Consider the following 22367-nt stretch of genomic DNA (forward strand, 5'->3'; position numbering starts at 1 on the left):
GTATCGTGCGCGGGTCCTCCTGCACCTCCCCCGAGCTTCCGTGCGCCTGCTTCGTTACCTGGTCCGACTGCCGATGCTGGCCTGGCACGTCTTCGTCGACCTGCCGGTCGCGCTGCTGCTGATGGCGCCGCCGCTGGGCCGGATCGCGACGGCCGAAGGTTCGCTCTACCACCGCACGGTGCGGTGGTGGTCGGGCGGCCTGCTGCGCGTGTTCGGGATGCGGGTGCGGCGCATCGGCCAGCCCATGGCGGGCGCGGTGATGTTCGTGGCCAACCACGTGAGCTGGGTCGACATCGTCGCCCTGCACAGCCAGCGGATGATGGGCTTCGTCGCCAAGCGCGAGATCGCCGGCTGGCCGGTGGTCGGCTGGCTGGCCTCGCGCGCCGAGACCATCTACCACCAGCGCGGCAGCCAGGAATCGCTGGGCGGGGTCCTGCACGAGATGCTGGCGCGGCTGCGCGACGGGCGCGCGGTCGGAGTCTTCCCGGAAGGGCGCACCCGCGACGGCCGCGAGGTCGGGCCGTTCCACGCCCGCATCTTCCTCGCCGCGGTCGAGGCGGGCGTGCCGGTGCAGCCGGTGGCGCTGCGCTACGGCGAGGGCGGCAACGCGCAGACCGTGGTCGCGTTCCAGCCCGGCGAGAGCTTCTTCGGCAACTTCCTGCGCCTGCTCGGCGAGCCCGCGCGCCCGGTCGAGGTGGTGTTCCTGGAACCGATCCTGCCCGGCGACGCCGACGGCCGGCGCCGCATCGCGGAGGCCGCGCGCGAGCGGATCGTGGCGGCGATGACGCGATGAGCGCGGGCGCCGGCCGGCCGCAGGCCCAGTACGCGCCGCCGCCCTGGCTGCGCAACCCGCACGTGCAGACCGTGCTCGGCAGCAGCCCCTGGCGCCGGCGCGCGGCGGCCGCGGTACTGGCCCGGACCGGCGCGGTCACCCGCGAACACCTGCTCGACGGCGGCGACGGCGTGCGCCTGCACGGACTGCACAGCGCGGTCCCGGGGGTCGAGCCGCGCGGGCTGGCGCTGCTGATGCACGGCTGGGAGGGCAGCGCCGAATCGAGCTACATGCAGCTGGCCGCCGCCCAGCTGCTCGAACGCGGCTTCGAGGTGTTCCGGCTCAACTTCCGCGACCACGGCGGGACCCACCACCTCAACCCCGACATCTTCCACTCCTGCCGCATCGACGAAGTGGTGCACGCCGCCCGCGACGTGGCCGACCGCTTCGGCGCGCGGCCGATGGTGGCGGCGGGCTACTCGCTGGGCGGCAACTTCGCCCTGCGGGTGGCGCTGCGCGCGCGCCAGGCCGGGCTGCCGCTGGCGCGGGTGGCCGCGGTGTGCCCGGTCCTCGATCCGGCCGGCACCATGCAGCGCATGGAGCAGGGGCCGTGGTTCTACATGCACTACTTCGAACGCAAGTGGCGCAGCTCGCTGGCGCGCAAGCGCGCGCTGTTCCCCGACCGGGTCGGCTTCGACCGCAAGGTCCTGCGGCTGCGCATGCGCGAGCTCACCGACTGGCTGGTGCGCAACCACACGTCGCTGGGCTCGCTCGACCGCTACTTCGACGGCTACAGCGTCGCCGGCGACCGGCTCGCCGCGCTGCCGGTGCCGGCGCACATCCTGATGGCGGCCGACGATCCGGTGATCCCGCTCGACGCGTTCCACCAGGTGGCGCTGCCGGAGCACGCGCGGCTGGAGATCCTGCCCTGGGGCGGCCACTGCGCCTTCCTCGACGGCACCGGCGCGGCAGGCTACGCCGAACGCTGGGTCGCCGAGCGGCTCGCGGGAGGCTGAGCCGGCGGCGGCGCTCGGCTATCCTGTGGCGGCACCGAACCACAGGGAGCCAGGACATGGAGATCCGCAGCGACAGCTTCCAGCCGCGGGGCCCGATCCCCGTCGAGTTCGCCATGGGCGCGCCGGACGGCTTCGGCGGCAATCGCAACCCGCACCTGGCCTGGGATGGCGCGCCGGGCGGCACGCGCTCGTTCGCCCTGCTCTGCATCGACACCGACGCTCCCACCGATCCCTCGCTCGCGGGCAGGGAAGGCGTCGAGATCCCGGTCGCCCATCCGCGCGGCGACTTCGTACACTGGGCGATGGCCGACATCCCGGCCGGCGTGCGCGAGATCGCGGCGGGCAGCTGCAGCGACGGCGTCACCAAGGGCGGCAAGCGGCAGCCGCCGGGGCCGGCGAGTGCGCGGCAGGGCTTGAACGACTACACCGGCTGGTTCGCCGGCGACCCCGGGCTCGGGGGCGACTACTTCGGCTACGACGGCCCGTACCCGCCGCCCAACGACCTGCGCGTGCACCGCTACTTCTTCCGGGTGTTCGCGCTCGACGTGGAGACGCTCGGGCTGCCGCAGCGATTCGGCGCCGGCGACGTGCTGCGCGCGATCCAGGGCCATGTGCTGGCCGAAGCCGCGGTGTACGGGACCTACACGCTCAATCCGAAGGCGGCCGGCTGAGCGCCGGCGCGGTCCGCGCACCCGCATCCCCGAGGCTCTCCACGTCCGGCGCCGACGGCCGGCGGTTGCGCTTGCGTGCAATACGCGCCGGCCCGCCGCCGGCAGGCTCGCGCCGCAGATCGCGTCGTCGCGCCTGAGGCGACGGCGCGCCGGATGTCGATCCCCGCCACCACCACTCGTCGTCGACACGACGGGCGCGCGCCGCTGTCGCGCTCCCGTCCACGTCTTCCCCCGCAGGAGCCACCATGCCCCCACGGACAGTCGACTTCCCGGTCCGGACCCTGCCCGCGCCGCGCACCTTCCCGCGCGCGCCGGGCATTGGTTCCGACCGGCCGCGTTCCATTGGCCCCGGAACGCGCCGCCGCGCGGAGCGCGCACGATGAGCGCGCTCGCCCTGCTGGTGCGGCGCGCGGCCGGCCCCAGGCCCGCGTCCGCGCCGCCCGGGACGACGCGGGCGGCCGATGGCGGCAAGGCGCACGCGGCCCCGCGGCAGCGCGCGGCCACGCCTGCGCGCCGGCAGCGGGACTGACCATGGCCGCTTGCGCGCCACAGCCGCGCGGTGGTCTGATGCAGGCCCATGCCCGTCGACCTGCACCGCCGCATCGACGCCGTCTGGCGCGAAGAGTCGCCGCGGATCATCGCGGCGCTGATGCGCCTGGTGCGCAACCTCGACCTGGCCGAGGAGCTGGCGCAGGACACGCTCGTCACCGCGCTCGAGCGCTGGCCGGAAGGCGGCGTCCCTGACAACCCGGGCGCATGGCTCATGGCCGCCGCGAAGAACCGTGCGCTGGACCACCTCCGCCGCGATGCCATGCTCGCGCGCAAGCACGCGCAGATCGCGCAGGAGCTCGACGGCGTCCACGACGAGCTGCACGCCGCGCGCGAGGCCGCGCTCGACGACGACATCGGCGACGACCTGCTGCGGCTGATCTTCGTCGCCTGCCACCCGCTGCTCTCGCGCGACGCGCAGGTGGCGCTGACCCTGCGCCTGCTGTGCGGCCTGACCACGGACGAGATCGCGCGCGCGTTCCTGGTGCCCGAAGCCACGGTCGCGCAGCGCATCGTGCGCGCCAAGCGCACCCTGGGCGAGGCCGACGTGCCGTTCGAAGTGCCGCGCCGCGACGAGTTGCCCGATCGACTGTCGGCGGTGCTGGGCGTGGTCTACCTGGTGTTCAACGAGGGCTACTCGGCGACCGCGGGCGAGGACTGGATGCGGCCGGCGCTGTGCGCCGAGGCGTTGCGCCTGGGCCGGCTGCTGGTGGAGCTGGCGCCGAAGGAGGCCGAGGCCTTCGGCCTGCTGGCGCTGATGGAGCTGCAGGCTTCGCGCACCGCCGCGCGCACCGGTCCCGACGGCGCGCCCGTGCTGTTGCCCGACCAGGACCGCTCGCGCTGGGACCACGCCGCGATCGAACGCGGGCTGGAGGCGCTGGCGCGCGCGCTGCGGCTGGCGCCCGCGCCCGGGCCCTATGCGCTGCAGGCCGCCATCGCCGCCTGCCATGCGCGCGCCGCCCGTGCCGAGGACACCGACTGGGCGCGGATCGTCGCCCTCTACGACGCGCTGCAGGCGGTGGCGCCGTCGCCGGTGGTGGCGCTCAACCGCGCGGTCGCGGTGTCCATGCACCGCGGACCGGCCGACGGCCTGGCGATCGTCGACGCGCTCGCCGGCGAACCGGCGCTGCGCGGCTACCACCTGCTGCCGGCGGTGCGCGGCGACCTGCTGCAGCGGCTCGGTCGCGGCGCCGAGGCACGCGCCGAGTTCGTGCGCGCGGCCGGGATGACCCGCAACGCGCGCGAGCGCGGACTGCTGCTCGCGCGCGCCGAAGCCGCCGCGGGCTGAGCCGGGCGGCGGCTACTCCGCGGCCACCGCCTCGGCCTGGATGCGCAGCACCACGGTCATGTCGAAGCCGTAGTCCTTGCCGGCGTCGATGCCGAACGCGTCGCGCTGGAAGCGCGCGAGGGCGTCGGCCCCGCACAGCTCGCGTCCGTGCATCGGGTGCGGCATGCACTTGAAGCTGCGGATCTCCAGCACGAGCGGTTGCGTCACGCCGCGCAGGGTGAGCTCGCCCTCGGCGCGGGTGGGCCGGCCGTCGACGAAGTCCGTGAGCCGTCCGCTGTAGCGCGCCTCGGGGAAGCGCCCGGCGTCGAGCATGTCCGGGCCGCGGGCGTGCTCGTCCAGCGCGTCGAGGCCGAAGTCGACGCTGCCGGTCTCGACCACCACTTCCAGGCGGCCGCTCCCGGCCTCGCGGTCGAGCGTGACCGTGCCGCGGCTGCGGTTGAACCTGCCGCGCCACACCGACAGCCCGCCCAGGTGGTCGGCCTCGAAGCTGGGAAAGGTGTGGGCGGGGTCGAGTTCGTAGCGGACCTCCGCCGCGGCCGCCGGCGACGCGGCCGGCGGCAGCGCGGCGAGCAGCAGGGCAGCGAGCGGAGGGACAGCGATGCGCATGGGATCCTCCTTCGTCGCGAGCGCGGCTACTGCATCGAGTGCAGGCCGATCAGGTTGCCCTCGGTGTCGAACACCAGCGCGATGAACCCGAACGGGCCGATCGACATGCGCGGCCGCATGATCCGCCCGCCCGCGGCGACCGCGCGCTCGGCGGCATCGCCGCAGTGTTCCGTGGCGAAGTACACCATCGTGCCGCCGGGGCCGGGCTCGACGCCGGGCATCCGGCACAGTGCGCCGTTGGCGCCGTAGCGGTCCTGCCCGCCCGGGAACTCCCACATCTCCAGGCCGTCGTCGCCGGGCGGCTTGAGCGGCTGCAGCGTCACCCCGAACACGGCTTCGTAGAAGGCGCGCGCGCGGTCCATGTCGCGCACGTAGAGCTCGAACCAGTTGACGCTGTTGACCGCGGACATCGGGGCTCCTTCGCCGGACGGACCGGCCTGTCGGTGGATGGGCGTGGCGGTGGCCCCCCGTCGGGCCGCGGGGCCGGGGCCGGGCGTGCCACCTGCAGCCACGACGAAGCGGGGCGGCGTGGATCGACATCCGCACGCGGCCCGCGAAGGGGAGGCGGGCGCGGACCGCGCCCGGCCGGGGAAACGCTCCGTCAGTCGCCCGCCGGCAGCCACAGCACGAGCGCGGCGCCGAGCAGGATCCGGTACACGGCGAAGCCGGTGAAGCGGTGGCGCTTGATGTAGCCCAGCAGCCACTTCACCACCACGAAGCCGGTGGCGGTGGCCGCGGCGAAGGCCAGGCCCACGTCGCCCCAGGGCTCGCCGCCCAGGCCGCCGTTCTTCCACAGTTCCAGGAAGGCGTAGCCGCTGGCCGCGAACATGGTCGGGATGCCGACCAGGAACACGAACTCGGCGGCCGCCGAGCGCCGGCCCAGCCCGGCCAGCATCGCCATGAAGATCGCCGCGGCCGAGCGCGAGGTGCCGGGGAACACGCCCGCCACCACCTGCGCCAGGCCGACCAGCACCGCCACCGTCCAGGTGACGTGGGTGGAATCGCCGCCGCGTTCGGCGATGCGTTCGGCCAGCAGCATCCAGATACCGCCGAGGATCAGCGCCCAGGCCACCGGGGTCACGGTCTCGGGCAGTTCCCAGCCCGCCAGCCGCACCGGCAGGCCGACGAGCGCGGTGACCAGGAACGCGGCCGCCAGCTTCATCGCGTAGTCGCGGTGGGCCGCGTCGCCCAATCCCGTCGCCAGGTCCCAGATGCGCTGCCGGAACACCAGCGTGATCGCGAGGATCGCGCCGGCCTGGATCACGATGTTGAAGAAGTCCGAGCGCGCGCCCAGCCAGTGCTGGGCGATCAGCAGGTGCCCCGTGCTGGACACCGGCAGGAATTCGGTCAGCCCTTCGAGGATGCCCAGCAGGAGGGCGGACAGTGGTTCGGACATGGACGTGGTTCGGCCGGGGGTGGGCAGGATAACGGAAGGCCCGCGCCGGGACCGGCCGCGCGGCCCGGGCGCATCGCCGCGGCCGGCGCGGCAGGCCCTCCCGCGCGGGGGCCGCGCGGGACTCGCGGACGCCTCCCCAACTTGGTGCATCCATCACGCAGACTTCACCTTTTTCGTGCGCTGCAGCACACCTGTTCCCGGCGGGTCCTTGCGAATCAATGGCTTGCAAGTGGATTCCGGTTGGCACGGCGCTTGCTCCAATGGGAGCAGACCTTCGCCAACCAGAGGCCGCACCACCATGTCGCTTGAGAACGTCGAGAAGTTGATCAAGGACCACAAGGTCGAGTTCGTCGACCTGCGTTTCGTGGACATGCGCGGCGTGCAGCAGCACGTCACGTTCCCCGCCAGCATCGTCGAGCCTTCGCTGTTCGAGGACGGCAAGATGTTCGACGGCTCGTCGATCAGCGGCTGGAAGGGCATCAACGAGTCGGACATGATCCTGCTGCCCGATCCGTCCACGGCCTACCTGGATCCGTTCTACGCCGACCCCACCCTCAACCTGACCTGCGACATCCTCGAGCCGGCGACGATGCAGCCGTATGCGCGCGACCCGCGCGGCATCGCCAAGCGCGCCGAGGCCTACCTCAGGTCCAGCGGCATCGCCGACCAGGCGTTCTTCGGCCCGGAGCCCGAGTTCTTCATCTTCGACTCGGTGCGCTTCGCCAACGACATGGGCCACACCTTCTTCCACATCGAGTCCGAGGAAGCGGCCTGGAACAGCGGCAAGGAATACGACGGCGGCAACAGCGGCTACCGCCCCGGCGTGAAGGGCGGCTACTTCCCGGTGTCGCCGGCCGACTCGCTGCACGACATCCGCGCCGAGATGGTCAAGACCCTCAACCAGGTCGGCATCGAGGTCGAGGTCCACCACCACGAGGTCGCCACCGCCGGCCAGTGCGAGATCGGCACCAAGTTCAACTCGCTGGTCAGCAAGGCCGACGAGCTGCTGGCGATGAAGTACATCATCAAGAACGTCGCCTTCCGCAACGGCAAGACCGCGACCTTCATGCCCAAGCCGATCGTCGGCGACAACGGCAGCGGCATGCACGTGCACCAGTCGCTGGCCAAGGGCGGCCAGAACCTGTTCTCCGGCGACGGCTACGGCGGCCTGTCGCAGCTGGCGCTGTGGTACATCGGCGGCATCTTCAAGCACGCCCGCGCGATCAACGCCTTCTCCAACTCGGGCACCAACAGCTACAAGCGCCTGGTGCCGGGCTTCGAGGCGCCGGTGATGCTGGCCTACTCGGCCCGCAACCGCTCTGCCTCGTGCCGCATCCCGTGGGTGTCGAACCCGAAGGCGCGCCGCATCGAGGTCCGCTTCCCGGATCCGCTGCAGTCGGGCTACCTGACCTTCACCGCGCTGCTGATGGCCGGCCTCGACGGCATCAAGAACCAGATCGACCCGGGCGGCCCGGCCGACAAGGACCTGTACGACCTGCCGCCGGAAGAGGAGAAGCTGATCCCGCAGGTGTGCTCGAGCCTCGACCAGGCGCTCGAGGCGCTGGACAAGGACCGCGAGTTCCTCAAGGCCGGCGGCGTGATGAGCGACGACTTCATCGACGGCTACATCGACCTGAAGATGCAGGAGGTCACGCGCTTCCGCGCCGCGACCCACCCGCTCGAGTACCAGCTCTACTACGGCGTCTGACGCCGGCGGGCCCCTTCCCCCGCACGGGGAAGGGCACGGCCGGGGTGGCCGCCGACCGACCACCCCGGCGCCACTTCCAACCGATTCATGTCCGGTGGCGAACCGGACGTGCGGCCCTCCCCCACGCCGGGCCGCGGACTTTCCGACGCGAGGACAACGCAACGCCCAAGCCAGATCGACAACACGGACGGGAAAGATGACACCGGACGAGGCGCCGCAGAGCGCCCGCCGGCGCCCGCGCCGGGCATGGGGATGCCGGCGGGCGATGCTGGACCAAGCAAGACCGGGGAGGGGCTTTTTCATCCAACGAGGAGCCTGTCATGTCGTCTCGCAAGATCGCTATTGCCACACTCCTGTCCGCCGGCCTGCTCGCGGCCGCTCCCGCCTCGGCGGAAGTGTCGGGCTCGGTTACGGTGGTCAGTGACTACCTGTTCCGCGGCGTCACCCAGACCAACGAGAAGCCGGCCCTGCAGTCAGGGGTGACCTGGGAGCACGAAAGCGGCTTCTACGTCGGCGGCTGGGGCAGCAGCATCAGCTGGCTGGCCGACTCCGATCCGGACGTGTCGAGCCAGGTGGAGCTCGACGGCTTCATCGGCTACGCCGGCGAGTTCGGCGACAGCGGCTTCGGCTACGACGTCGGCGCCAACTACTACTGGTACCCGGGCAGCTACCCGGCCGGCTACAACGATCCCGACACCCTCGAGGTCTATTTCGGCCTGAGCTGGAACGTGCTCAGCGCCAAGTATTCCTACGCCACCACCGACCTGTTCGGCATCCCCGACTCCGACGGCAGCACCGCGCTGGATCTCGGCGCCGACTGGGAGTTCGACGGCGGCTGGAGCGTCGGCGTCGCCTACGGCCGGCAGTGGGTGAGCGGCTACGGCGGCGAGCTCGACTACGACTACTGGAAGGTCGCTGCCGGCAAGTCCTTCGAAAACGGGTTCGGCATCGGCCTGGAATGGCACGACACCGACATCGACGGCCTCGACGACACCGTGCTGGTGTCGCTCTCGAAGTCGTTCTGAGCGGCCACCACCGGCCACAGGAGGCAACTGCATGAAACTGATCATCGCCATCATCCGGCCGTTCAAGCTCGACGAGGTGCGCGAAGCGCTCGGCGAGGCGGGCGTGACCGGGCTCACCGTCACCGAGGTCAAGGGCTTCGGCCGGCAGAAGGGCCACACCGAGCTGTACCGCGGCGCCGAGTACGTCGTCGACTTCCTGCCCAAGCTCAAGATCGAGGCGGCGGTGTCGGACGACGTGTTCGACGCCGCCCTCGAGGCCATCACCCGCGCCGCGGGCACCGGCAAGGTGGGCGACGGCAAGGTGTTCGTCGTCCCGCTCGACCGGGTCATCCGCATCCGCACCGGCGAAATCGACGCCGATGCGCTTTGACCAGACCTCGGAGGCTGAACCCATGAAGACCAAGATGTTCTCCGGGCTGAAGACCCGTACCCGTGCGGCGGCGCTGGCGCTGCTGTTCGGCGTGGCCGCGGCGTTCGCGGCGTCCCCGGTGCTGGCGCAGGAAGCGGAGGCCGATGCGCCGGTCGCCGAAGCGGTCGCGGCGGTGGAAGACGCCGCCGCCGAGGCAGAGGCCGCGGTGGCCGAAGCGCCGGCCATGGAAGCGGCGGCGGAGGAAGCGGCGGACGGGACCGAAGCCGAAGGCCCCGCCTTCGACAGCGGCAACGTGGCCTGGATGCTGACCTCGACCCTGCTGGTGCTGCTGATGGTGGTCCCGGGCCTGGCCCTGTTCTACGGCGGCATGGTGCGCTCGAAGAACGTGCTGTCGGTGCTGATGCAGGTGCTGGTGGTGTTCTCGGTGGTGATCCTGGTCTGGGTCTCCTACGGCTACAGCGCCGCGTTCACCGACGGCAACAACTTCTTCGGCTCGTTCACCGAGAAGGCGTTCCTCAAGGGCATCACCACCAGCAGCGAATCGGGCGGCCTGCCCGAGCTGCTGTTCGTCGTGTTCCAGTCCACCTTCGCCGGCATCACCACCGCGCTGATCGTCGGCTCGTTCGCCGAGCGCATCAAGTTCAAGTCGGTGCTGCTGTTCTCGGTGATCTGGGTGACCTTCGCCTACCTGCCGATGGTGCACATGGTGTGGAGCGGCGGCTTCCTGGCGCACAAGGGCGTGCTCGACTTCGCCGGCGGCACCGTGGTCCACATCAACGCAGGCATCGCGGGCCTGGTCGGCGCGTACTTCCTCGGCAAGCGGCTGGGCTTCGGCCGGGAAGCGCTCAAGCCGCACAACGTGCCGTTCACCTTCATCGGTGCCTCGCTGCTGTGGGTCGGCTGGTTCGGCTTCAACGCCGGTTCGGCCGTGGCCGCGGACGAGATCGCGTCGCTGGCGATGATCAACACGATGGTGGCCACCGCCGCCGGCGTGGTGGCATGGAGCCTGGTGGAGGCCCTGGCCAAGGGTCGCCCCTCGGCCCTGGGCGCGGCCTCCGGCGCGATCGCCGGCCTGGTCGGCATCACTCCGGCCGCGGGCACGGTGGGCCCGATGGGCGCGATCGTCATCGGCCTGGCCGCGGGCGCGATCTGCGTCTGGGGCGTGAACGGGCTCAAGCGCATGCTGCGGGTGGACGACACCGCCGACGTGTTCGGCGTGCACGCCATCGGCGGCATCGTCGGTGCCGTGCTCACCGGCGTGTTCAGCGCCGAGTCGCTGGGCGGCACCGGCATCGAGGGCACGATCGGCGCCCAGGTCTGGGCCCAGACCTTCAGCGTGCTGTTCACCATCGTCTGGTGCGCCGTGGTCACCTCGATCGCGATCCTCGTCGCCAAGGCCGTGTTCGGCCTGCGCGTGACCGAGGAAGAGGAGCGCCAGGGCCTCGACATCGTCTCCCACGGCGAGTCGGCCTACGAGAGCTGATCGCCAGGGCGATCCACCTCCCCCACGAGGTGCAGGCGGGCGGCGCAAGCCGCCCGCCTGTTTTTCTCCGGGCGGCGGTCGGGGCCGCGCGCGACTCGAGCCTGCCGGGCGGCTGCTGGGCCGGCCGCCAGGCGCGCGTGTCCCCGCAGGGTCTTATTCCAGCGGGTAGAGGCCCGCACGCACCGCGCCGCAGCGCACGTAGTGCACGGCCGACGCGTCGTCCGCGCCGGCGCCGGGCTCCCATCGGCTCCAGGTCATGGCGTCGGACCGCAAATCGAGCCTGAAGACCTCCGGCGCGACGGCGTCTGCCGGGACGGAAGGGTCGGGCAAGACGTCGATGCCGACGTCCGCCTCCACCCGCCACGTGGCGTCCGCCACCTGCTCCACGCGCTTGACGAGATGGAACTCCCCTTCGCCGTATTCGGCGTACGCGTGGACCAGGCGCGGTGTCACCACGAGCGCGCCCACGAGGGCGATGGTGTCGGCGTCGACGTCGTCGTCCGGTCCCGGCGCCTGCAGGTAGTGCCCGCACTGCGCTTGCGCGTCGTCGGGGTACCAGACGCCCAGGGCCGGTTCCGGGATCCGGGCGGCGTCGGCCCGTGGCGCCGGCGGGGCCGCGTCGTCCGCTTGCGGCCGGGGCGCACCCTGCACGAGGCTGGGGCAGGCGAGCAGGCCGGCCAGAACCAGTACGGTCGGGCGTGCACGGCGCGACGGCGCGGGGGCCATGGTCGCAGCGGGTGGTGCGTCGTGGTCGCCCGGGCGGAAGGTCGGGGTCATGGGCTGCCGTCCATTGCAGGAAGGGGCGGCCCGCTGCCGTCTCGCACCTGGGGCCCACCCGTCAGGCGTTTCTACCACACCCGTCCGCCGTCGCAGGCGCATCCGGTGGACGACCGGCGACCCGCGCCGGGTGGACACAGGCCCGTTGCTTGCATCGCCGCCGCCGCGCGGCTGCAATGTCCGGATGAAGCTGTCTCACCTGTCGATCCCCGCGCTCGCCTGCGTCCTGGCGCTCGCCGCCTGCCAGCACGGCGCGCCGCGCAATCCGATGGCGACCTGGGTGCCGTCGCCCAACCACGACCTGCGGCGTCCGCAGTTGGTCGTGATCCACTACACCGAGCAGGAGTCCGTGGCCCGGAGCCTGGCCACGCTGCGCACGCGCAACGCGGGCGGCCGGGTCAGCGCGCATTACCTCATCGGCCGCGACGGCCGCATCTACCAGCTGGTCTCCGACCGGTACCGCGCCTGGCACGCGGGCGCGGGCAGCTGGGGCACGATCCACGAGCTGAACTCGGCCTCGATCGGGATCGAGCTCGACAACAATGGGCGCGAACCGTTCCCCGAGGCGCAGATCGAGGCCTTGCTGCGGCTGCTCGAGGACCTGGCGGCGCGCCACCGGCTGCCGAAGTCGGCGGTCATCGGCCACTCGGACCTCGCGCCGGGGCGCAAGATCGACCCCGGTCCGCTGTTCCCGTGGAAGCGGCTGTTCGACGCCGGGTTCGGCATCTGGCCCGATCCCGACGCGCCGCCGCCGCCGGACGGCTTCGATCCGATGCTGGCGCTGCGACTGATCGGCTATGCGATCGACGACCCGGAGGCGGCGATCCGCTCCTACCGCATGCGTTTTCGCGGCGACAACGGCCGGGCACTGGACGCGCAGGACCTGCGGATCCTGCATGCGCTGACCCGGCGCGGCGACGCGCCATGAGGCAGTCGGAGGCGGGGATGCGCCGACTGGCGCCCGCGCGTGCCGGGTGATGCCTGCCGGGTCCGGGCATCCGACGTTCCGCGTGCGGGAGGAGCTGGTGCGGTGGTCGCGGCTGAAGCCGCTCCTACAGTCGGCGGTTCCCTGTAGGAGCGGCTTCAGCCGCGACCGGGGCTTCAGAAGGCGCGATGCCCGTCCGCGCCCTGCCGCACGGGCTTGCTCGACGTGCGGCCCACCGGGGCCGGTCATGCCATTCGCAGCAGCGGGGCTCCGGGCCCCGACGCCCCCACTCAGCCCTTCGGCCCGCCCATCACCGGCAGCACGATGCCGTTGACGTAGGACGACATCACCGGCGAGGCGAGGAACACGAACGCGGGCGACAGTTCCTCCGGCTGCGCGGGGCGGCCCATGGCGCTGTCCCGGCCGAACTCGCCCACTTCGTCGGCGGGCTTGTCGGCGGGATTGAACGGGGTCCACACCGGCCCGGGCGCCACCGCGTTGACCCGGATCCCGCGCGGCAGCAGGTTCGCGGCCAGCGCCCTGGTGAACGCGTGGACCGCGCCCTTGCTGGTCGAGTAGTCGATCAGCTTCGGGCTGCCGAACAGGCCGGTCACCGAGCCGCAGTTCACGATCGACGCGCAGCGCTGCATGTGCGGCAGCGCTGCGCGCGCCATGTGCAGGTAGCCGGCGACGTTGGTCTGCAGGGTTTCCTGCAGGTGCTCGTCGCTGATGTCCTCCAGGCGTTCGGCGTGCAGCTGGAAGCCGGCGTTGTTGACCAGCACGTCGATGCGCCCGAAGCGCTTGGCGACGCGATCCACGGCGCGTTTGCAGAAGGCGGGGTCGCGCACGTCGCCGGGCACGAGCAGCGCCTCGCGGCCTTCGGCCTCCACCCGGCGCGCGGTCTCCTTCGCGTCGTCGTGCTCGTCGAGGTAGAAGATCGCCACGTCCGCGCCCTCGCGCGCGAACAGCACCGCCACCGCGCGGCCGATGCCCGAGTCCGCGCCGGTCACGATCGCCTTCATCCCGGCGAGCTTGCCGCTGCCCGCGTAGTCCGGCGCCTCGAACCGCGGCGCCAGGTCGAGTTCGGCCTCGCGCCCGGGCTTGGCGACGTGCTGCGCCGGCATCTCGACCGGCTGGCGGCGGGTCCCGGCCTGGGTGGCGGCCTTGCGACCGCCCTTGCCCGGGCGGCGCGCGTCCTTGCGCTCGATCGACCGCTGGAGCGCGCGCTGGCGGCGCGCGGTCTTCTTCGCGGCGCCGGCGTCCGCCGACGCTTCCGGGCGCGACCCGGCGCCGGCCTTCTCCGCCGGCTTCGCGGACTTCGCGGTCGTGGACCGGCTGCCGGTGCGCTTCGCCGCGCCGCGCGTGGTACCGGTGGTTCTGCTGCGTGCCATCGCCATCGTCCTCCCCGGTCAGCCGGCCTTGCGGGTGCGCGTGCCGGATTTCGCGGCCATTTTCGCCGGGGCCTTCTTCGCCTTGGCCGCCTTGCGCGGGGCGGCCTTCCTGGCCGCCTTCTTCGTCGCGGTCTTCTTCGCCGGCGTGCGCCTGTTGTCCTTCAGGCTCTTCTGCAGCAGCGAGACGAAGTCGACCACGTTGGTCGCCGCGCCTTCCTCGGGCTCGGGCTCCTCGAGCACCTGGGTGGTCGCGCCCTTGTCCTTGATCCGCTTGCGGATGATCTCGGCCAGGCGCTCGCGGAACTCGTCGTGGTAGTCGCCGGGGTTCCACTTCGCCGCCATCGAATCGACCAGCTGGGTGGCCATCTCCAGCTCCTTGGCGCTGATCCGGTAGTCGCCGGCCTTGCCCTCTGGCAGCTTGTACTCGGACGGGTCCACCAGCTCCTGGGGGTAGCGCATCAGCATCAGCACCAGCGCGTCGCCCAGCGGCATGACCGCCGACAGGTACTCGCGGGTGCGGATCACCACCCGGGCGACGCCGATCTTCTTCGCCTCGCGCAGGGTCTCGCGCAGCAGCACGTAGCCCTTCTCGGCCTTCTTGCCGGGAACGAGCACGTAGGGTTTCTCGTAGAAGCGCACGTCGATGGAATCGGCATCGACGAAGGCCTCGATTTCCACCGACTCGTGGCTTTCCGGCGCGGCCGAGGCGATGTCGGACTTCTCGATCACGACGTAGTTGCCCTTGTCGTACTCGAAGGCCTTGACGATCTCCTTCCAGGGCACCTCCTCGCCGGTCTCGGCGTTGACCCGCTCGAACCGGATCGGGTTGCGGTCGCGCGAGTCGAGCATGCGGAAGGAGAGGTCGTTGCTGCGGGTGCCGGACATCAGCGAGACCGGCACGTTGAGCAGGCCGAAGCTGAGGTTGCCGGTCCAGATCGGTCGGGCCATGCCGTCGCTCGGGGGTGGATCGGGCCTGCCAGCCTGCCGCGGGGCGTGTGGTGGCGCCGTGCAGGCGGTCAGCCGGGCAGGGACTGGCGCAGGCTGTCGAATCCGTCCCAGGGGTGGCCGCGCAGGCGCGACAGCCGCGCCAGGGCGTTGCCGATGTGCCAGGCGTTGCCCGCCTTGACCCGGCCCAGTTCCTCCCAGCGCAGCGGCATCGAGACCGGGGCGCCGGCACGCGCGCGCACCGAGAAGCTGGCCACGCTGGTGGCGCCGCGGCCGTTGCGCAGCCAGTCGATGAAGATCCGGCCCTTGCGCCGGCGCTTGCTGGCGGTGGCGACGTAGCGCAGCGGGTCGGCCTCGCGCGCGGCCTCGGCCACGGCCTGGGCGAAGGCGCGCGCCTGCGGCCAGGGCGCGGGCGGCGACAGCGGCACCACCAGGTGCAGGCCCTTGCCGCCGCTGGTGCGCACGAACGACTCCAGTCCGGCCTGGCCGAGGAAGCCGCGCAACTGGCGCGCCGCGGCGACCACCTCCGGCCAGCCCACCGACGGGTCCGGGTCGAGGTCGAACACCAGCCGGTCGCAGTGCTCGACGTCCTCCACGCGCGCGCCCCAGGGGTGGAACTCGATGGTGTTGAACTGCACCAGCTCCAGCACGCTGGCCGCGTCGGTCGCGTACAGGTAGTCCTCGCGCCCGCCGCCCGATTCCTCGATCGGGACGCGCGAGACCAGGTCCATGCCCGGGGTGGCGTGCTTCTGGAAGAAGCACTGCGCGCGCAGGCCGGACGGGCAGCGCACCAGCGACAGCGGGCGGCCGGCGATCTCCGGCAGCAGCCAGTCCATCGCCGCGGCGTAGTAGTCGGCCAGCTGCTGCTTGGTGATGCCGTCGTCCGGAAACAGCACCTTCTCCGGACTGGATAATTCCGGCGGCGCGCGGCTGCCGGCACGCGACGCGGTGCTGCGCGACTTGCCCTTCGTCGTTGCCGAAGACGCGCCGCGCTTCGTCGTCGCCTTGCCCGTGCCCTTGCGCGTGCCCGCCTGCTTCGCCATCGGTCGTTCCTCCGCTTCGATGCGGTCGCCGCCGGCGTCGGCCAGCGCCGACACCGGCTTGTCCGGCCGCAGGGCCTTGAAGCTGGCCTGGCGCAGCAGGCCGCTGCCGCCGGTGCCGCGGGTGAAGACCTCGACCACGAAGGCCGGGCGCGGCAGCCACCTGGCCTGGCGCAGGTCGGTGTCGTTCGCCGGCACGTGCACGGTGGGCGCGTCGCGTCCCTTGCCGGCCAGCCGCTCTCCGAGCGCGCGCAGCTGCGCGTCGTCGAGGCCGCTGCCGACGCGGCCGACGTAGCGCCAGCCGTGTTCGGGATCGGGCGTGGCCAGCAGCAGCGAGCCGATGCCGCGGCGGCTGCCCTTGGGCGGGGTGTAGCCGACCACCGCGTACTCGGCGCTGGCCAGCGCCTTGGTCTTGCGCCAGTCGTCGCCGCGCCCCGGATGGTAGGCCGCGTCGGCGCGCTTGGAGACCAGGCCCTCGAAGCCGGCCTCGAGCGCGGCCTGGAACGCGGCTGCGCCGTCGCCCACGCCGTGCGAGCTGTAGGCCAGCGCGTCGGGCGCGCCGCGCAGCAGGCGTTCGAGCAGCCGTTTGCGCTCGCGCAGCGGCGCCGCGGACAGGTCCACGCCGTCGACATGCAGCAGGTCGAACAGCACCAGGCGCAAGCGTCCCTGGCGTTCGCCCGACAGCACCTGCTGCAGCAGGTTGAAATCCTCGCGCCGGCCCTGGCCGGCGATCAGTTCGCCGTCGACCAGCAGGTCGCGCACGCCGAGGGCGGCGAGCGCGTCGTCGACCTCGGGCACCCGCGCGGTCCAGTCCAGGCCGTTGCGCGACCAGAGCCGCGGCTCGCCATCGCGCAGCGCGGCGAGCAGGCGGTAACCGTCCCACTTGAGTTCGTGCAGCCAGCGCTCGCCGTCGGGCGGCTTCGCAACCAGACGCGCGAGCTGCGGGCGCGGAGCGTCGGTCGCCAGCGCGCGACGGCGCGCGCCCGGTAGCTTCGCCGCGAGGGCGGCCCAGTCGCTGCGCCGGCGGCCGGCGGCGGACTTGCGCATCGCCTTCGCGGGGCTGGCGGTCTTCTTCGTCGCCTTCGTGACCCGTCCGGCAGGTGTCGCGGTGTTCGCCTTCGCCGGCGTCTTCGCGGCCTTGTTCGCCGTCCGCGCACCACGCTTCGACGCCGGGGGCGGGGTCACGCCCTCGAGCAGGTCGTCCGCCTCCGCATCGCCCGCCCACGCGTCGTCCTGCTTGAACAGCAGCCACTGCGGCTGGCGCGCCGGCTTGCCCGAGCGCACCAGGTGCCAGCCGCCCTTGAGCCGCTCGCCGTGCAGGGTGAAGCGCAGATGGCCCTTGGCCAGCTGCGCGGCGACGTCGCCTTCGGTGGTCCAGGTGCCACGGTCGAACAGGGCGACGTGGCCGGCGCCGTAGTGGCCGGCCGGGATCTCGCCCTCGAAGCCGGCATAGTCGAGCGGGTGGTCCTCGACCTCCACCGCCATGCGCTTCACCGAGGGGTCCAGGCTCGGGCCCTTGGGCACCGCCCAGCTGCGCAGCACGTCGCCGACCTGGAGCCGGAAGTCGTAGTGGCGGTGGCTGGCGTGGTGCAACTGGACCACGAAGATCGGGCGCCGGCCCGGTGGTGCGGCGCGCGGGCGGTCGTCGGGTTCGGGCGTCTGCCCGAAGCGCCGCTTGCGTCGGTAGTCCTCCAGCGCCATGGCGGTGGCGGCGCGGCCGGGTCAGGCCGCGGGCGTCGCCGTCTGGTCGCCGTCGATCTCCAGCCGCACCAGGCCGAGCTCCGCGAAGCGCGGCGCGAGCGCGACATGGTGGTCATCGTCGGCATCGACCACGACCAGGACCTTGCCGGCCTCGATCAGCTCCTCGTAGTTCCTGCGTTCCGGCTCGGGGAGCGTGGCGCCGAACAGGGCCGAGGCCCAGCCGCCGACCAGCGCGCCGGCCCCGCCGCCGGCCAGCATCGCGCCGGCCAGGGTCAGCCCCAGCGGCGGAAAGGTGGCGGCCGCCAGGCCGGCGACCGCGCCGGCCGCGGCGCCAAAGCCCATGCCGCGCGCGGCGGCCGGCAGCATGTCCGTATCGGCCTGCTTGAGGTCGTCGGGCACCGCGCCGACCTCGATGTCCGAACGCGCGATCAGCGACAGCGCGTCGTCGCCCAGTCCCGTGCCGCGCGCGATCGCGACCGCCTGTTCCGCGGTCGCCAGGTCGGGCGCGCAGTGGATGCTGCGCCGGCTCATGCGGCCTGTTCCTGCAGTCCGGCACAGTGCGCGCAGCAGTACACCTGCCCGTCGCGGCCCACGCCGTGCCCGATCACCGTGCAGCCGCAGTGCGTGCAGCGCGGGGCGAGGGCGTGGATGGCGCACTCGAACGAGTCGAACACGCCGCTGCCGCGGTCGGTCTGCACGGTGAACGCGTGCGCGTACTCCGCGCCGCATACGTCGCATCTGGCCATGGGGGCACCTCCGGTGTCGCGGGACCATGCAGGCTGCGCCATCGCGCGGCATGGCGACGTGAAGCGGCGCGGCGCGTGTCGACGCGGCGTGATGGGCGCGTCACGCGCGGCTTCCTATCATCCCGAACGCAACGTCCCGCCAGTGGGCCGCGCCGCCGCCGCGCGGGGCATGCGCCGGGATGCACAGGAGGACTCCGACGATGGCAGCCGCGGCCGTTCGCGCCACCCTGCGTCGCCCCACCGGGCGGGGAGGACGGCGCCATGTTCGCTGAGGCCGATGCGGTGCTGCTGGCGCGGATCCAGTTCGCGTTCACCGTCAGCTTCCACTTCATCTTCCCGGCGTTCTCGATCGGACTGGCCAGCTACCTGGTCGTGCTCGAGGCGCTGTGGCTGCGGACCGGGCGCCAGGTCTACCTGGACCTGTTCCGCTTCTGGGTCAGGATCTTCGCGGTCGCCTTCGCCATGGGCGTGGTGTCGGGCATCGTCATGTCCTACCAGTTCGGCACCAACTGGGCGGTGTTCTCCGACCGCGCCGGGCCGGTGATCGGACCGCTGATGGCCTACGAGGTGATGACCGCGTTCTTCCTCGAAGCGGGCTTCCTCGGCGTGATGCTGTTCGGCATGAACCGGGTCGGCCCGCGGCTGCATTTCCTGGCCACGCTGATGGTCGGGCTGGGCACGCTGCTGTCGGCGTTCTGGATCCTCAGCGCCAACAGCTGGATGCACACGCCGGCCGGCTTCGCGGTCAACGGCGACGGGCAGTTCGTGCCCGCGGACTGGTGGGCGGTCATCTTCAATCCCAGTTTCCCCTACCGCCTGGTGCACACCGTGATCGCCGCCTACCTGACCACGGCGCTGGTGGTGGGCGGGGTCGGCGCCTGGCACCTGCTGCGCCACCGGCGCATGCGGGCGCGCGGCGGCGCGCCGGCGGGGGACGACGGACCGTCGCTGGCCGGCGCGCGCACCATGTTCTCGATGGCGATGTGGATGGCGGCGCTGGTGGCGCCGCTGCAGATCCTGGCCGGCGACCTGCACGGGCTCAACACGCTCGAGCACCAGCCGGTGAAGGTGATGGCGATGGAGGGCCACTTCCAGAGCCATCCCGACGGCGCGCCGCTGATCCTGTTCGGGCTGCCCGACGCGGCCGCGCAACGCGTGGACCACGCGGTGGCGATCCCGAAGCTGTCGTCGCTGATCCTGCGCCACGACATGAACGCGCCGCTGGACGGCCTGGACACCGTCGATCCGTCGCTGCACCCGCCGGTGGCGATCGTGTTCTGGTCGTTCCGGGTGATGGTGGCGCTGGGGCTGGCGATGCTGGCGCTGGGCGCCTGGAGCCTGCTGGCGCGGCTGCGCGGCCGGCTGTACGACTGGCCGGCGCTGCACCGCGCGGCGCTGGCGATGGCGCCGGCGGGCTTCGTCGCGGTCATCGCCGGCTGGATCACCACCGAGGTCGGGCGCCAGCCGTTCACCGTGCACGGGCTGCTGACCACCGCCGAAAGCGCCTCGCCGCTGGACGCGCCGGCGGTCGGCGCCTCGCTGCTGGCCTTCGTCGTGGTGTACTTCATCGTGTTCGGCTTCGGCACCTGGTACATCCTGCGCCTGATGGCCCGGGGCGTGCAGGTGCAGGAACCGGCGCCGGGCGGAGACGAGGGCCCGATCCGCACCGCCGGCATCACCCCGGGTCCGGCCGAACGCATCGCCCGAAGGGAGTAGCGCGATGGACTTCGACATCGTCACCGTGTGGGCGCTGCTGATCCTGTTCGCCGTGTTCGCCTACGTGGTGATGGACGGGTTCGACCTGGGCATCGGGATCCTGTTCCCGGCGCTGCGGCCCGGGCGTGGGCGCGACCAGGCGATCAACTCGGTGGCGCCGGTGTGGGACGGCAACGAGACCTGGCTGGTATTCGGCGGCGGCGGCCTGCTGGCCGCGTTCCCGCTGGCCTACGGCGTGATCATGACCGCGCTCTATCCGCCGGTGGTCGCGATGCTGCTGGCGCTGGTGTTCCGCGGCGTGGCGTTCGAGGCGCGCTGGCGCGACCCCGCGCACCGGCCGTGGTGGGACCTGGCGTTCAACGTCGGCTCGACCGTGGCCGCGTTCGCGCAGGGCGTGATCCTCGGCGCGCTGCTGCAGGGCATCGCGGTCGAGGACCGGATGTACGCCGGCGGCTGGCTCGACTGGCTGACCCCGTTCTCGCTGCTGACCGGTGCCAGCGTGGTGGTCGGCTACGCCCTGCTCGGCGCGACCTGGCTGGTGTGGAAGACCGAGGGCGAGACCCAGGCGCGTGCGCGCCGGCTCGCGCCGCTGCTCGGGCTGGGCCTGCTGGCGGGGATCGTCGGCGTGAGCGTGGCCACGCTGGGGCTGGAGTTCGACTACTGGGACCGCTGGACCCGCTACCCGGTGGTGCTGCTCACCGCGCAGGTGCCGCTGCTCACCGCGATCCTGGCCTACGCCTCGTGGCGGGCGCTGCGCCGCGGCCGCGAGCTGGCACCGTTCCTGCTCACCCTCGGGCTGTTCGCGCTGACCTTCGTCGGCCTGTGCATCAGCGTGTTCCCCTACGTGGTGCCGCGCGCGCTGACCATCCACGATGCGGCCGCGCCGCCGGCCAGCCTCGGCTTCATGCTGGTCGGCGCGGTGGTGCTGGTGCCGGTGATCCTGGCCTACACCGGGTGGGCGTACTGGGTGTTCCGCGGCAAGGTCGGCCACGAGGGCTACCACTGATGGCTGGCGGCGCGACGGGCACGCCTGCGCCGGGGCCGCTGTGGAAGCGGCTGCTGTGGTTCGCGGGGCTGTGGCTGGCCGGGCTGGCCAGCGTCGGCGCGCTGGCCTGGCTGCTGCGGCTGTGGATCGGCTGAGGCCGCGCGCGGCTCAGGCCGCGGCCGCGAGCTCGCGCCAGCGCGGCAGGCGGTCGTACTGGCCGACCGCGCGCAGGTAGGCCTCGTCCGGCTCGCGCCCGTTGACCAGGGCGGCGGCCACGTGCACCGCGCCGGTCACCCAGAAGCTGCCGCGCACCCGCGACGGGCGGTCGTGGAACGCCACCGCCTCGACGATCGGGCCGGGCAGGCCCCACAGGCCGAGCAGGTAGGCGCCGGTCGCGCTGTAGGGCGTGACCGCCGGGTCGATGCCCGCGTTGCGCGGCAGCAGCAGGCCGACCTCGGCCAGCAGGCCGGCGGTCGCGGCCAGGTCGGCGCTGGGGCCGGCCAGCAGCTTGCCCGCCAGCTGCGAGATGCGCAGCGCGCGGTCGCGCAGCTCGTCGGCCTCGGGGCCGGCCGAGAACACCTCGCTCGCCAGCACCAGCTGGCGCAGCGCGTTGTGGCCCAGGCGGGTGACCGCGGTGCGCAGATCGGTGATCTCGCGGCCGCCGGAGTAGTAGGCCGAGTTCGACAGCCGCAGCACGCGCGCGGCGACGGTCGGGTCCTGCCCGACCACGTCGGCGATCTGGGCCGCGGTGCTGTCGGGATCGCGCAGCAGCGCGGTCAGGGCCAGATACTGGCGCGGCGCCGCGGGCAGGGTGCCGACGCGCTCGATCGCCTGCTTGAGCGCGGGATCCTCGAGCAGATCGCGCAGCTCGGACACGCTTTCCACCGCCTCGATCAGCGGCAGCGCCTCGAGCGGCTCGTTGAGCATGCGATGGCTGTTGGTCAGCACGTCCAGCAGGTCCTGGCCGCCGTCGGGCGCCATCAGCTGGATGCGCACGGTCCCCGGGTGGCGCCGCGCCAGCGCGGCCAGCACCGGCAGGCCGCCGCCTTCCGATTCGCGCGCGGAGACCACGAGCACCTCGGGCGCGTCGGGGGCGTCGGGCGCGGGCACGTCCGCCGGGCCGGCCGCGTGGCGCAGCCGCCAGTCCATCCCGTAGTCCGACACTTCCCGGGCGACCTGCGCGACATGCGCGGGATCGCCACCGACCACAACGATCTGCACGGTACTCATCCTGCAACGTTCCCTGGACCGCGAAAG

22 protein-coding genes are annotated in these 22367 nt (G+C 72.6%); 12 read left to right on the forward strand and 10 right to left on the reverse strand.

Going from position 1 to position 22367, the window contains the following annotated elements; all coding sequences use genetic code 11:
- Positions 1-46 precede the first annotated feature (46 nt).
- From LUTJ29_RS0107480 to LUTJ29_RS0107500, 4 genes are all read left to right on the forward strand, one after another.
- A complete protein-coding gene (locus tag LUTJ29_RS0107480) occupies positions 47-793 on the forward strand; it encodes a lysophospholipid acyltransferase family protein (protein ID WP_043740942.1) in 747 nt (248 codons plus the stop codon).
- On the forward strand, positions 790-1788 hold the full coding sequence (locus tag LUTJ29_RS0107485; RefSeq protein WP_027071984.1) for an alpha/beta fold hydrolase: 999 nt from the start codon (positions 790-792) through the stop codon (positions 1786-1788). Before LUTJ29_RS0107480 ends, LUTJ29_RS0107485 begins: the two co-directional genes overlap by 4 nt.
- Before the next feature lie 56 nt (positions 1789-1844).
- The gene (locus LUTJ29_RS0107490; protein WP_027071985.1) at positions 1845-2459 is read left to right on the forward strand and encodes a YbhB/YbcL family Raf kinase inhibitor-like protein; all 615 of its coding nucleotides are present in this window, start codon (positions 1845-1847) and stop codon (positions 2457-2459) included.
- Positions 2460-3036: 577 nt separating this feature from the next.
- Entirely contained in the window at positions 3037-4296 is a 1260-nt protein-coding gene (locus LUTJ29_RS0107500) for an RNA polymerase sigma factor (protein WP_027071986.1), read from the forward strand.
- Between the two features lie 12 nt (positions 4297-4308).
- On the opposite strand, the gene LUTJ29_RS0107505 is transcribed toward LUTJ29_RS0107500, so the two are convergent.
- From LUTJ29_RS0107505 to LUTJ29_RS0107515, 3 genes are all read right to left on the reverse strand, one after another.
- Positions 4309-4902, reverse strand: a complete 594-nt coding sequence (locus LUTJ29_RS0107505) for a YceI family protein (protein WP_051322817.1) — start codon at positions 4900-4902, stop codon at positions 4309-4311.
- 26 nt (positions 4903-4928) lie between these two features.
- Positions 4929-5312: a VOC family protein gene (locus tag LUTJ29_RS0107510; protein WP_027071988.1), complete on the reverse strand. Its 384-nt coding sequence runs from the start codon at positions 5310-5312 to the stop codon at positions 4929-4931.
- Positions 5313-5503: 191 nt separating this feature from the next.
- Complete coding sequence (locus LUTJ29_RS0107515) at positions 5504-6298, reverse strand: undecaprenyl-diphosphate phosphatase (RefSeq protein ID WP_027071989.1); 795 nt, start codon at positions 6296-6298, stop codon at positions 5504-5506.
- A gap of 298 nt (positions 6299-6596) precedes the next feature.
- Here LUTJ29_RS0107515 and glnA point away from each other — a divergent pair, with 298 nt between their 5' ends.
- From glnA to amt, 4 genes are all read left to right on the forward strand, one after another.
- On the forward strand, positions 6597-8006 hold the full coding sequence (glnA, locus tag LUTJ29_RS0107520; protein ID WP_027071990.1) for a type I glutamate--ammonia ligase: 1410 nt from the start codon (positions 6597-6599) through the stop codon (positions 8004-8006).
- A 320-nt stretch (positions 8007-8326) separates the two neighbouring features.
- A complete protein-coding gene (locus LUTJ29_RS0107525; protein ID WP_027071991.1) occupies positions 8327-9031 on the forward strand; it encodes a TorF family putative porin in 705 nt (234 codons plus the stop codon).
- A gap of 31 nt (positions 9032-9062) precedes the next feature.
- Positions 9063-9401 (forward strand): P-II family nitrogen regulator, encoded by a 339-nt coding sequence (locus LUTJ29_RS0107530; protein ID WP_027071992.1) that lies wholly within the window; start codon positions 9063-9065, stop codon positions 9399-9401.
- Between the two features lie 22 nt (positions 9402-9423).
- A complete protein-coding gene (gene amt, locus LUTJ29_RS0107535; RefSeq protein ID WP_027071993.1) occupies positions 9424-10884 on the forward strand; it encodes an ammonium transporter in 1461 nt (486 codons plus the stop codon).
- A 153-nt stretch (positions 10885-11037) separates the two neighbouring features.
- Here amt and LUTJ29_RS0107540 read toward each other — a convergent pair whose 3' ends face one another.
- Positions 11038-11661, reverse strand: coding sequence for a hypothetical protein (locus tag LUTJ29_RS0107540; protein ID WP_027071994.1), 624 nt, complete (start codon positions 11659-11661; stop codon positions 11038-11040).
- Between the two features lie 184 nt (positions 11662-11845).
- On the opposite strand from LUTJ29_RS0107540, the gene LUTJ29_RS16635 reads away from it, so the two are divergent.
- Positions 11846-12589, forward strand: a complete 744-nt coding sequence (locus tag LUTJ29_RS16635; RefSeq protein WP_043740830.1) for an N-acetylmuramoyl-L-alanine amidase — start codon at positions 11846-11848, stop codon at positions 12587-12589.
- A 287-nt stretch (positions 12590-12876) separates the two neighbouring features.
- On the opposite strand, the gene LUTJ29_RS0107550 is transcribed toward LUTJ29_RS16635, so the two are convergent.
- From LUTJ29_RS0107550 to LUTJ29_RS0107570, 5 genes are all read right to left on the reverse strand, one after another.
- Complete coding sequence (locus LUTJ29_RS0107550) at positions 12877-13977, reverse strand: SDR family oxidoreductase (protein WP_027071995.1); 1101 nt, start codon at positions 13975-13977, stop codon at positions 12877-12879.
- An 18-nt stretch (positions 13978-13995) separates the two neighbouring features.
- Positions 13996-14925 (reverse strand): Ku protein, encoded by a 930-nt coding sequence (locus tag LUTJ29_RS0107555; protein WP_027071996.1) that lies wholly within the window; start codon positions 14923-14925, stop codon positions 13996-13998.
- A 68-nt stretch (positions 14926-14993) separates the two neighbouring features.
- Positions 14994-17663 carry a DNA ligase D gene (gene ligD / locus LUTJ29_RS0107560; protein WP_027071997.1) on the reverse strand — a complete coding sequence of 890 codons (2670 nt, stop codon included), beginning with the start codon at positions 17661-17663 and terminating at the stop codon, positions 14994-14996.
- A gap of 21 nt (positions 17664-17684) precedes the next feature.
- Positions 17685-18194 carry a hypothetical protein gene (locus tag LUTJ29_RS16640; protein WP_186441984.1) on the reverse strand — a complete coding sequence of 170 codons (510 nt, stop codon included), beginning with the start codon at positions 18192-18194 and terminating at the stop codon, positions 17685-17687.
- Entirely contained in the window at positions 18191-18409 is a 219-nt protein-coding gene (locus LUTJ29_RS0107570) for a hypothetical protein (RefSeq protein WP_027071998.1), read from the reverse strand. The genes LUTJ29_RS16640 and LUTJ29_RS0107570 overlap by 4 nt, the downstream gene beginning before the upstream one ends.
- 261 nt (positions 18410-18670) lie before the next feature.
- On the opposite strand from LUTJ29_RS0107570, the gene LUTJ29_RS0107575 reads away from it, so the two are divergent.
- Genes LUTJ29_RS0107575 through LUTJ29_RS18630 form a run of 3 tightly spaced genes read left to right on the forward strand, consistent with a single transcriptional unit; the run spans position 18671 to position 21265 of the window.
- Positions 18671-20125 carry a cytochrome ubiquinol oxidase subunit I gene (locus LUTJ29_RS0107575; protein ID WP_027071999.1) on the forward strand — a complete coding sequence of 485 codons (1455 nt, stop codon included), beginning with the start codon at positions 18671-18673 and terminating at the stop codon, positions 20123-20125.
- Between the two features lie 4 nt (positions 20126-20129).
- Positions 20130-21131 carry a cytochrome d ubiquinol oxidase subunit II gene (gene cydB, locus LUTJ29_RS0107580; protein ID WP_027072000.1) on the forward strand — a complete coding sequence of 334 codons (1002 nt, stop codon included), beginning with the start codon at positions 20130-20132 and terminating at the stop codon, positions 21129-21131.
- Positions 21131-21265, forward strand: coding sequence for a DUF2474 domain-containing protein (locus tag LUTJ29_RS18630; protein ID WP_144774483.1), 135 nt, complete (start codon positions 21131-21133; stop codon positions 21263-21265). Before cydB ends, LUTJ29_RS18630 begins: the two co-directional genes overlap by 1 nt.
- 13 nt (positions 21266-21278) lie before the next feature.
- Here LUTJ29_RS18630 and LUTJ29_RS0107590 read toward each other — a convergent pair whose 3' ends face one another.
- Positions 21279-22340 carry an HDOD domain-containing protein gene (locus LUTJ29_RS0107590; RefSeq protein WP_084524770.1) on the reverse strand — a complete coding sequence of 354 codons (1062 nt, stop codon included), beginning with the start codon at positions 22338-22340 and terminating at the stop codon, positions 21279-21281.
- Positions 22341-22367: the final 27 nt, after the last annotated feature.

Origin of the sequence: Luteimonas sp. J29 (genome assembly GCF_000472505.1) — a bacterium.
Taxonomy (GTDB): Bacteria; Pseudomonadota; Gammaproteobacteria; order Xanthomonadales; family Xanthomonadaceae; genus Luteimonas.

What these genes read in the sequence shown, in the direction of transcription:
- LUTJ29_RS0107485 (WP_027071984.1), top strand. Translation starts at nt 790, where the DNA reads ATGAGCGCGGGCGCCGGCCGGCCGCAGGCCCAGTACGCGCCGCCGCCC.
- LUTJ29_RS0107490 (WP_027071985.1), top strand. Translation starts at nt 1,845, where the DNA reads ATGGAGATCCGCAGCGACAGCTTCCAGCCGCGGGGCCCGATCCCCGTC.
- LUTJ29_RS0107500 (WP_027071986.1), top strand. Translation starts at nt 3,037, where the DNA reads ATGCCCGTCGACCTGCACCGCCGCATCGACGCCGTCTGGCGCGAAGAG.
- LUTJ29_RS0107505 (WP_051322817.1), bottom strand. Translation starts at nt 4,902, where the DNA reads ATGCGCATCGCTGTCCCTCCGCTCGCTGCCCTGCTGCTCGCCGCGCTG.
- LUTJ29_RS0107510 (WP_027071988.1), bottom strand. Translation starts at nt 5,312, where the DNA reads ATGTCCGCGGTCAACAGCGTCAACTGGTTCGAGCTCTACGTGCGCGAC.
- LUTJ29_RS0107515 (WP_027071989.1), bottom strand. Translation starts at nt 6,298, where the DNA reads ATGTCCGAACCACTGTCCGCCCTCCTGCTGGGCATCCTCGAAGGGCTG.
- glnA (WP_027071990.1), top strand. Translation starts at nt 6,597, where the DNA reads ATGTCGCTTGAGAACGTCGAGAAGTTGATCAAGGACCACAAGGTCGAG.
- LUTJ29_RS0107525 (WP_027071991.1), top strand. Translation starts at nt 8,327, where the DNA reads ATGTCGTCTCGCAAGATCGCTATTGCCACACTCCTGTCCGCCGGCCTG.
- LUTJ29_RS0107530 (WP_027071992.1), top strand. Translation starts at nt 9,063, where the DNA reads ATGAAACTGATCATCGCCATCATCCGGCCGTTCAAGCTCGACGAGGTG.
- amt (WP_027071993.1), top strand. Translation starts at nt 9,424, where the DNA reads ATGAAGACCAAGATGTTCTCCGGGCTGAAGACCCGTACCCGTGCGGCG.
- LUTJ29_RS0107540 (WP_027071994.1), bottom strand. Translation starts at nt 11,661, where the DNA reads ATGACCCCGACCTTCCGCCCGGGCGACCACGACGCACCACCCGCTGCG.
- LUTJ29_RS16635 (WP_043740830.1), top strand. Translation starts at nt 11,846, where the DNA reads ATGAAGCTGTCTCACCTGTCGATCCCCGCGCTCGCCTGCGTCCTGGCG.
- LUTJ29_RS0107550 (WP_027071995.1), bottom strand. Translation starts at nt 13,977, where the DNA reads ATGGCACGCAGCAGAACCACCGGTACCACGCGCGGCGCGGCGAAGCGC.
- LUTJ29_RS0107555 (WP_027071996.1), bottom strand. Translation starts at nt 14,925, where the DNA reads ATGGCCCGACCGATCTGGACCGGCAACCTCAGCTTCGGCCTGCTCAAC.
- ligD (WP_027071997.1), bottom strand. Translation starts at nt 17,663, where the DNA reads ATGGCGCTGGAGGACTACCGACGCAAGCGGCGCTTCGGGCAGACGCCC.
- LUTJ29_RS16640 (WP_186441984.1), bottom strand. Translation starts at nt 18,194, where the DNA reads ATGAGCCGGCGCAGCATCCACTGCGCGCCCGACCTGGCGACCGCGGAA.
- LUTJ29_RS0107570 (WP_027071998.1), bottom strand. Translation starts at nt 18,409, where the DNA reads ATGGCCAGATGCGACGTATGCGGCGCGGAGTACGCGCACGCGTTCACC.
- LUTJ29_RS0107575 (WP_027071999.1), top strand. Translation starts at nt 18,671, where the DNA reads ATGTTCGCTGAGGCCGATGCGGTGCTGCTGGCGCGGATCCAGTTCGCG.
- cydB (WP_027072000.1), top strand. Translation starts at nt 20,130, where the DNA reads ATGGACTTCGACATCGTCACCGTGTGGGCGCTGCTGATCCTGTTCGCC.
- LUTJ29_RS18630 (WP_144774483.1), top strand. Translation starts at nt 21,131, where the DNA reads ATGGCTGGCGGCGCGACGGGCACGCCTGCGCCGGGGCCGCTGTGGAAG.
- LUTJ29_RS0107590 (WP_084524770.1), bottom strand. Translation starts at nt 22,340, where the DNA reads ATGAGTACCGTGCAGATCGTTGTGGTCGGTGGCGATCCCGCGCATGTC.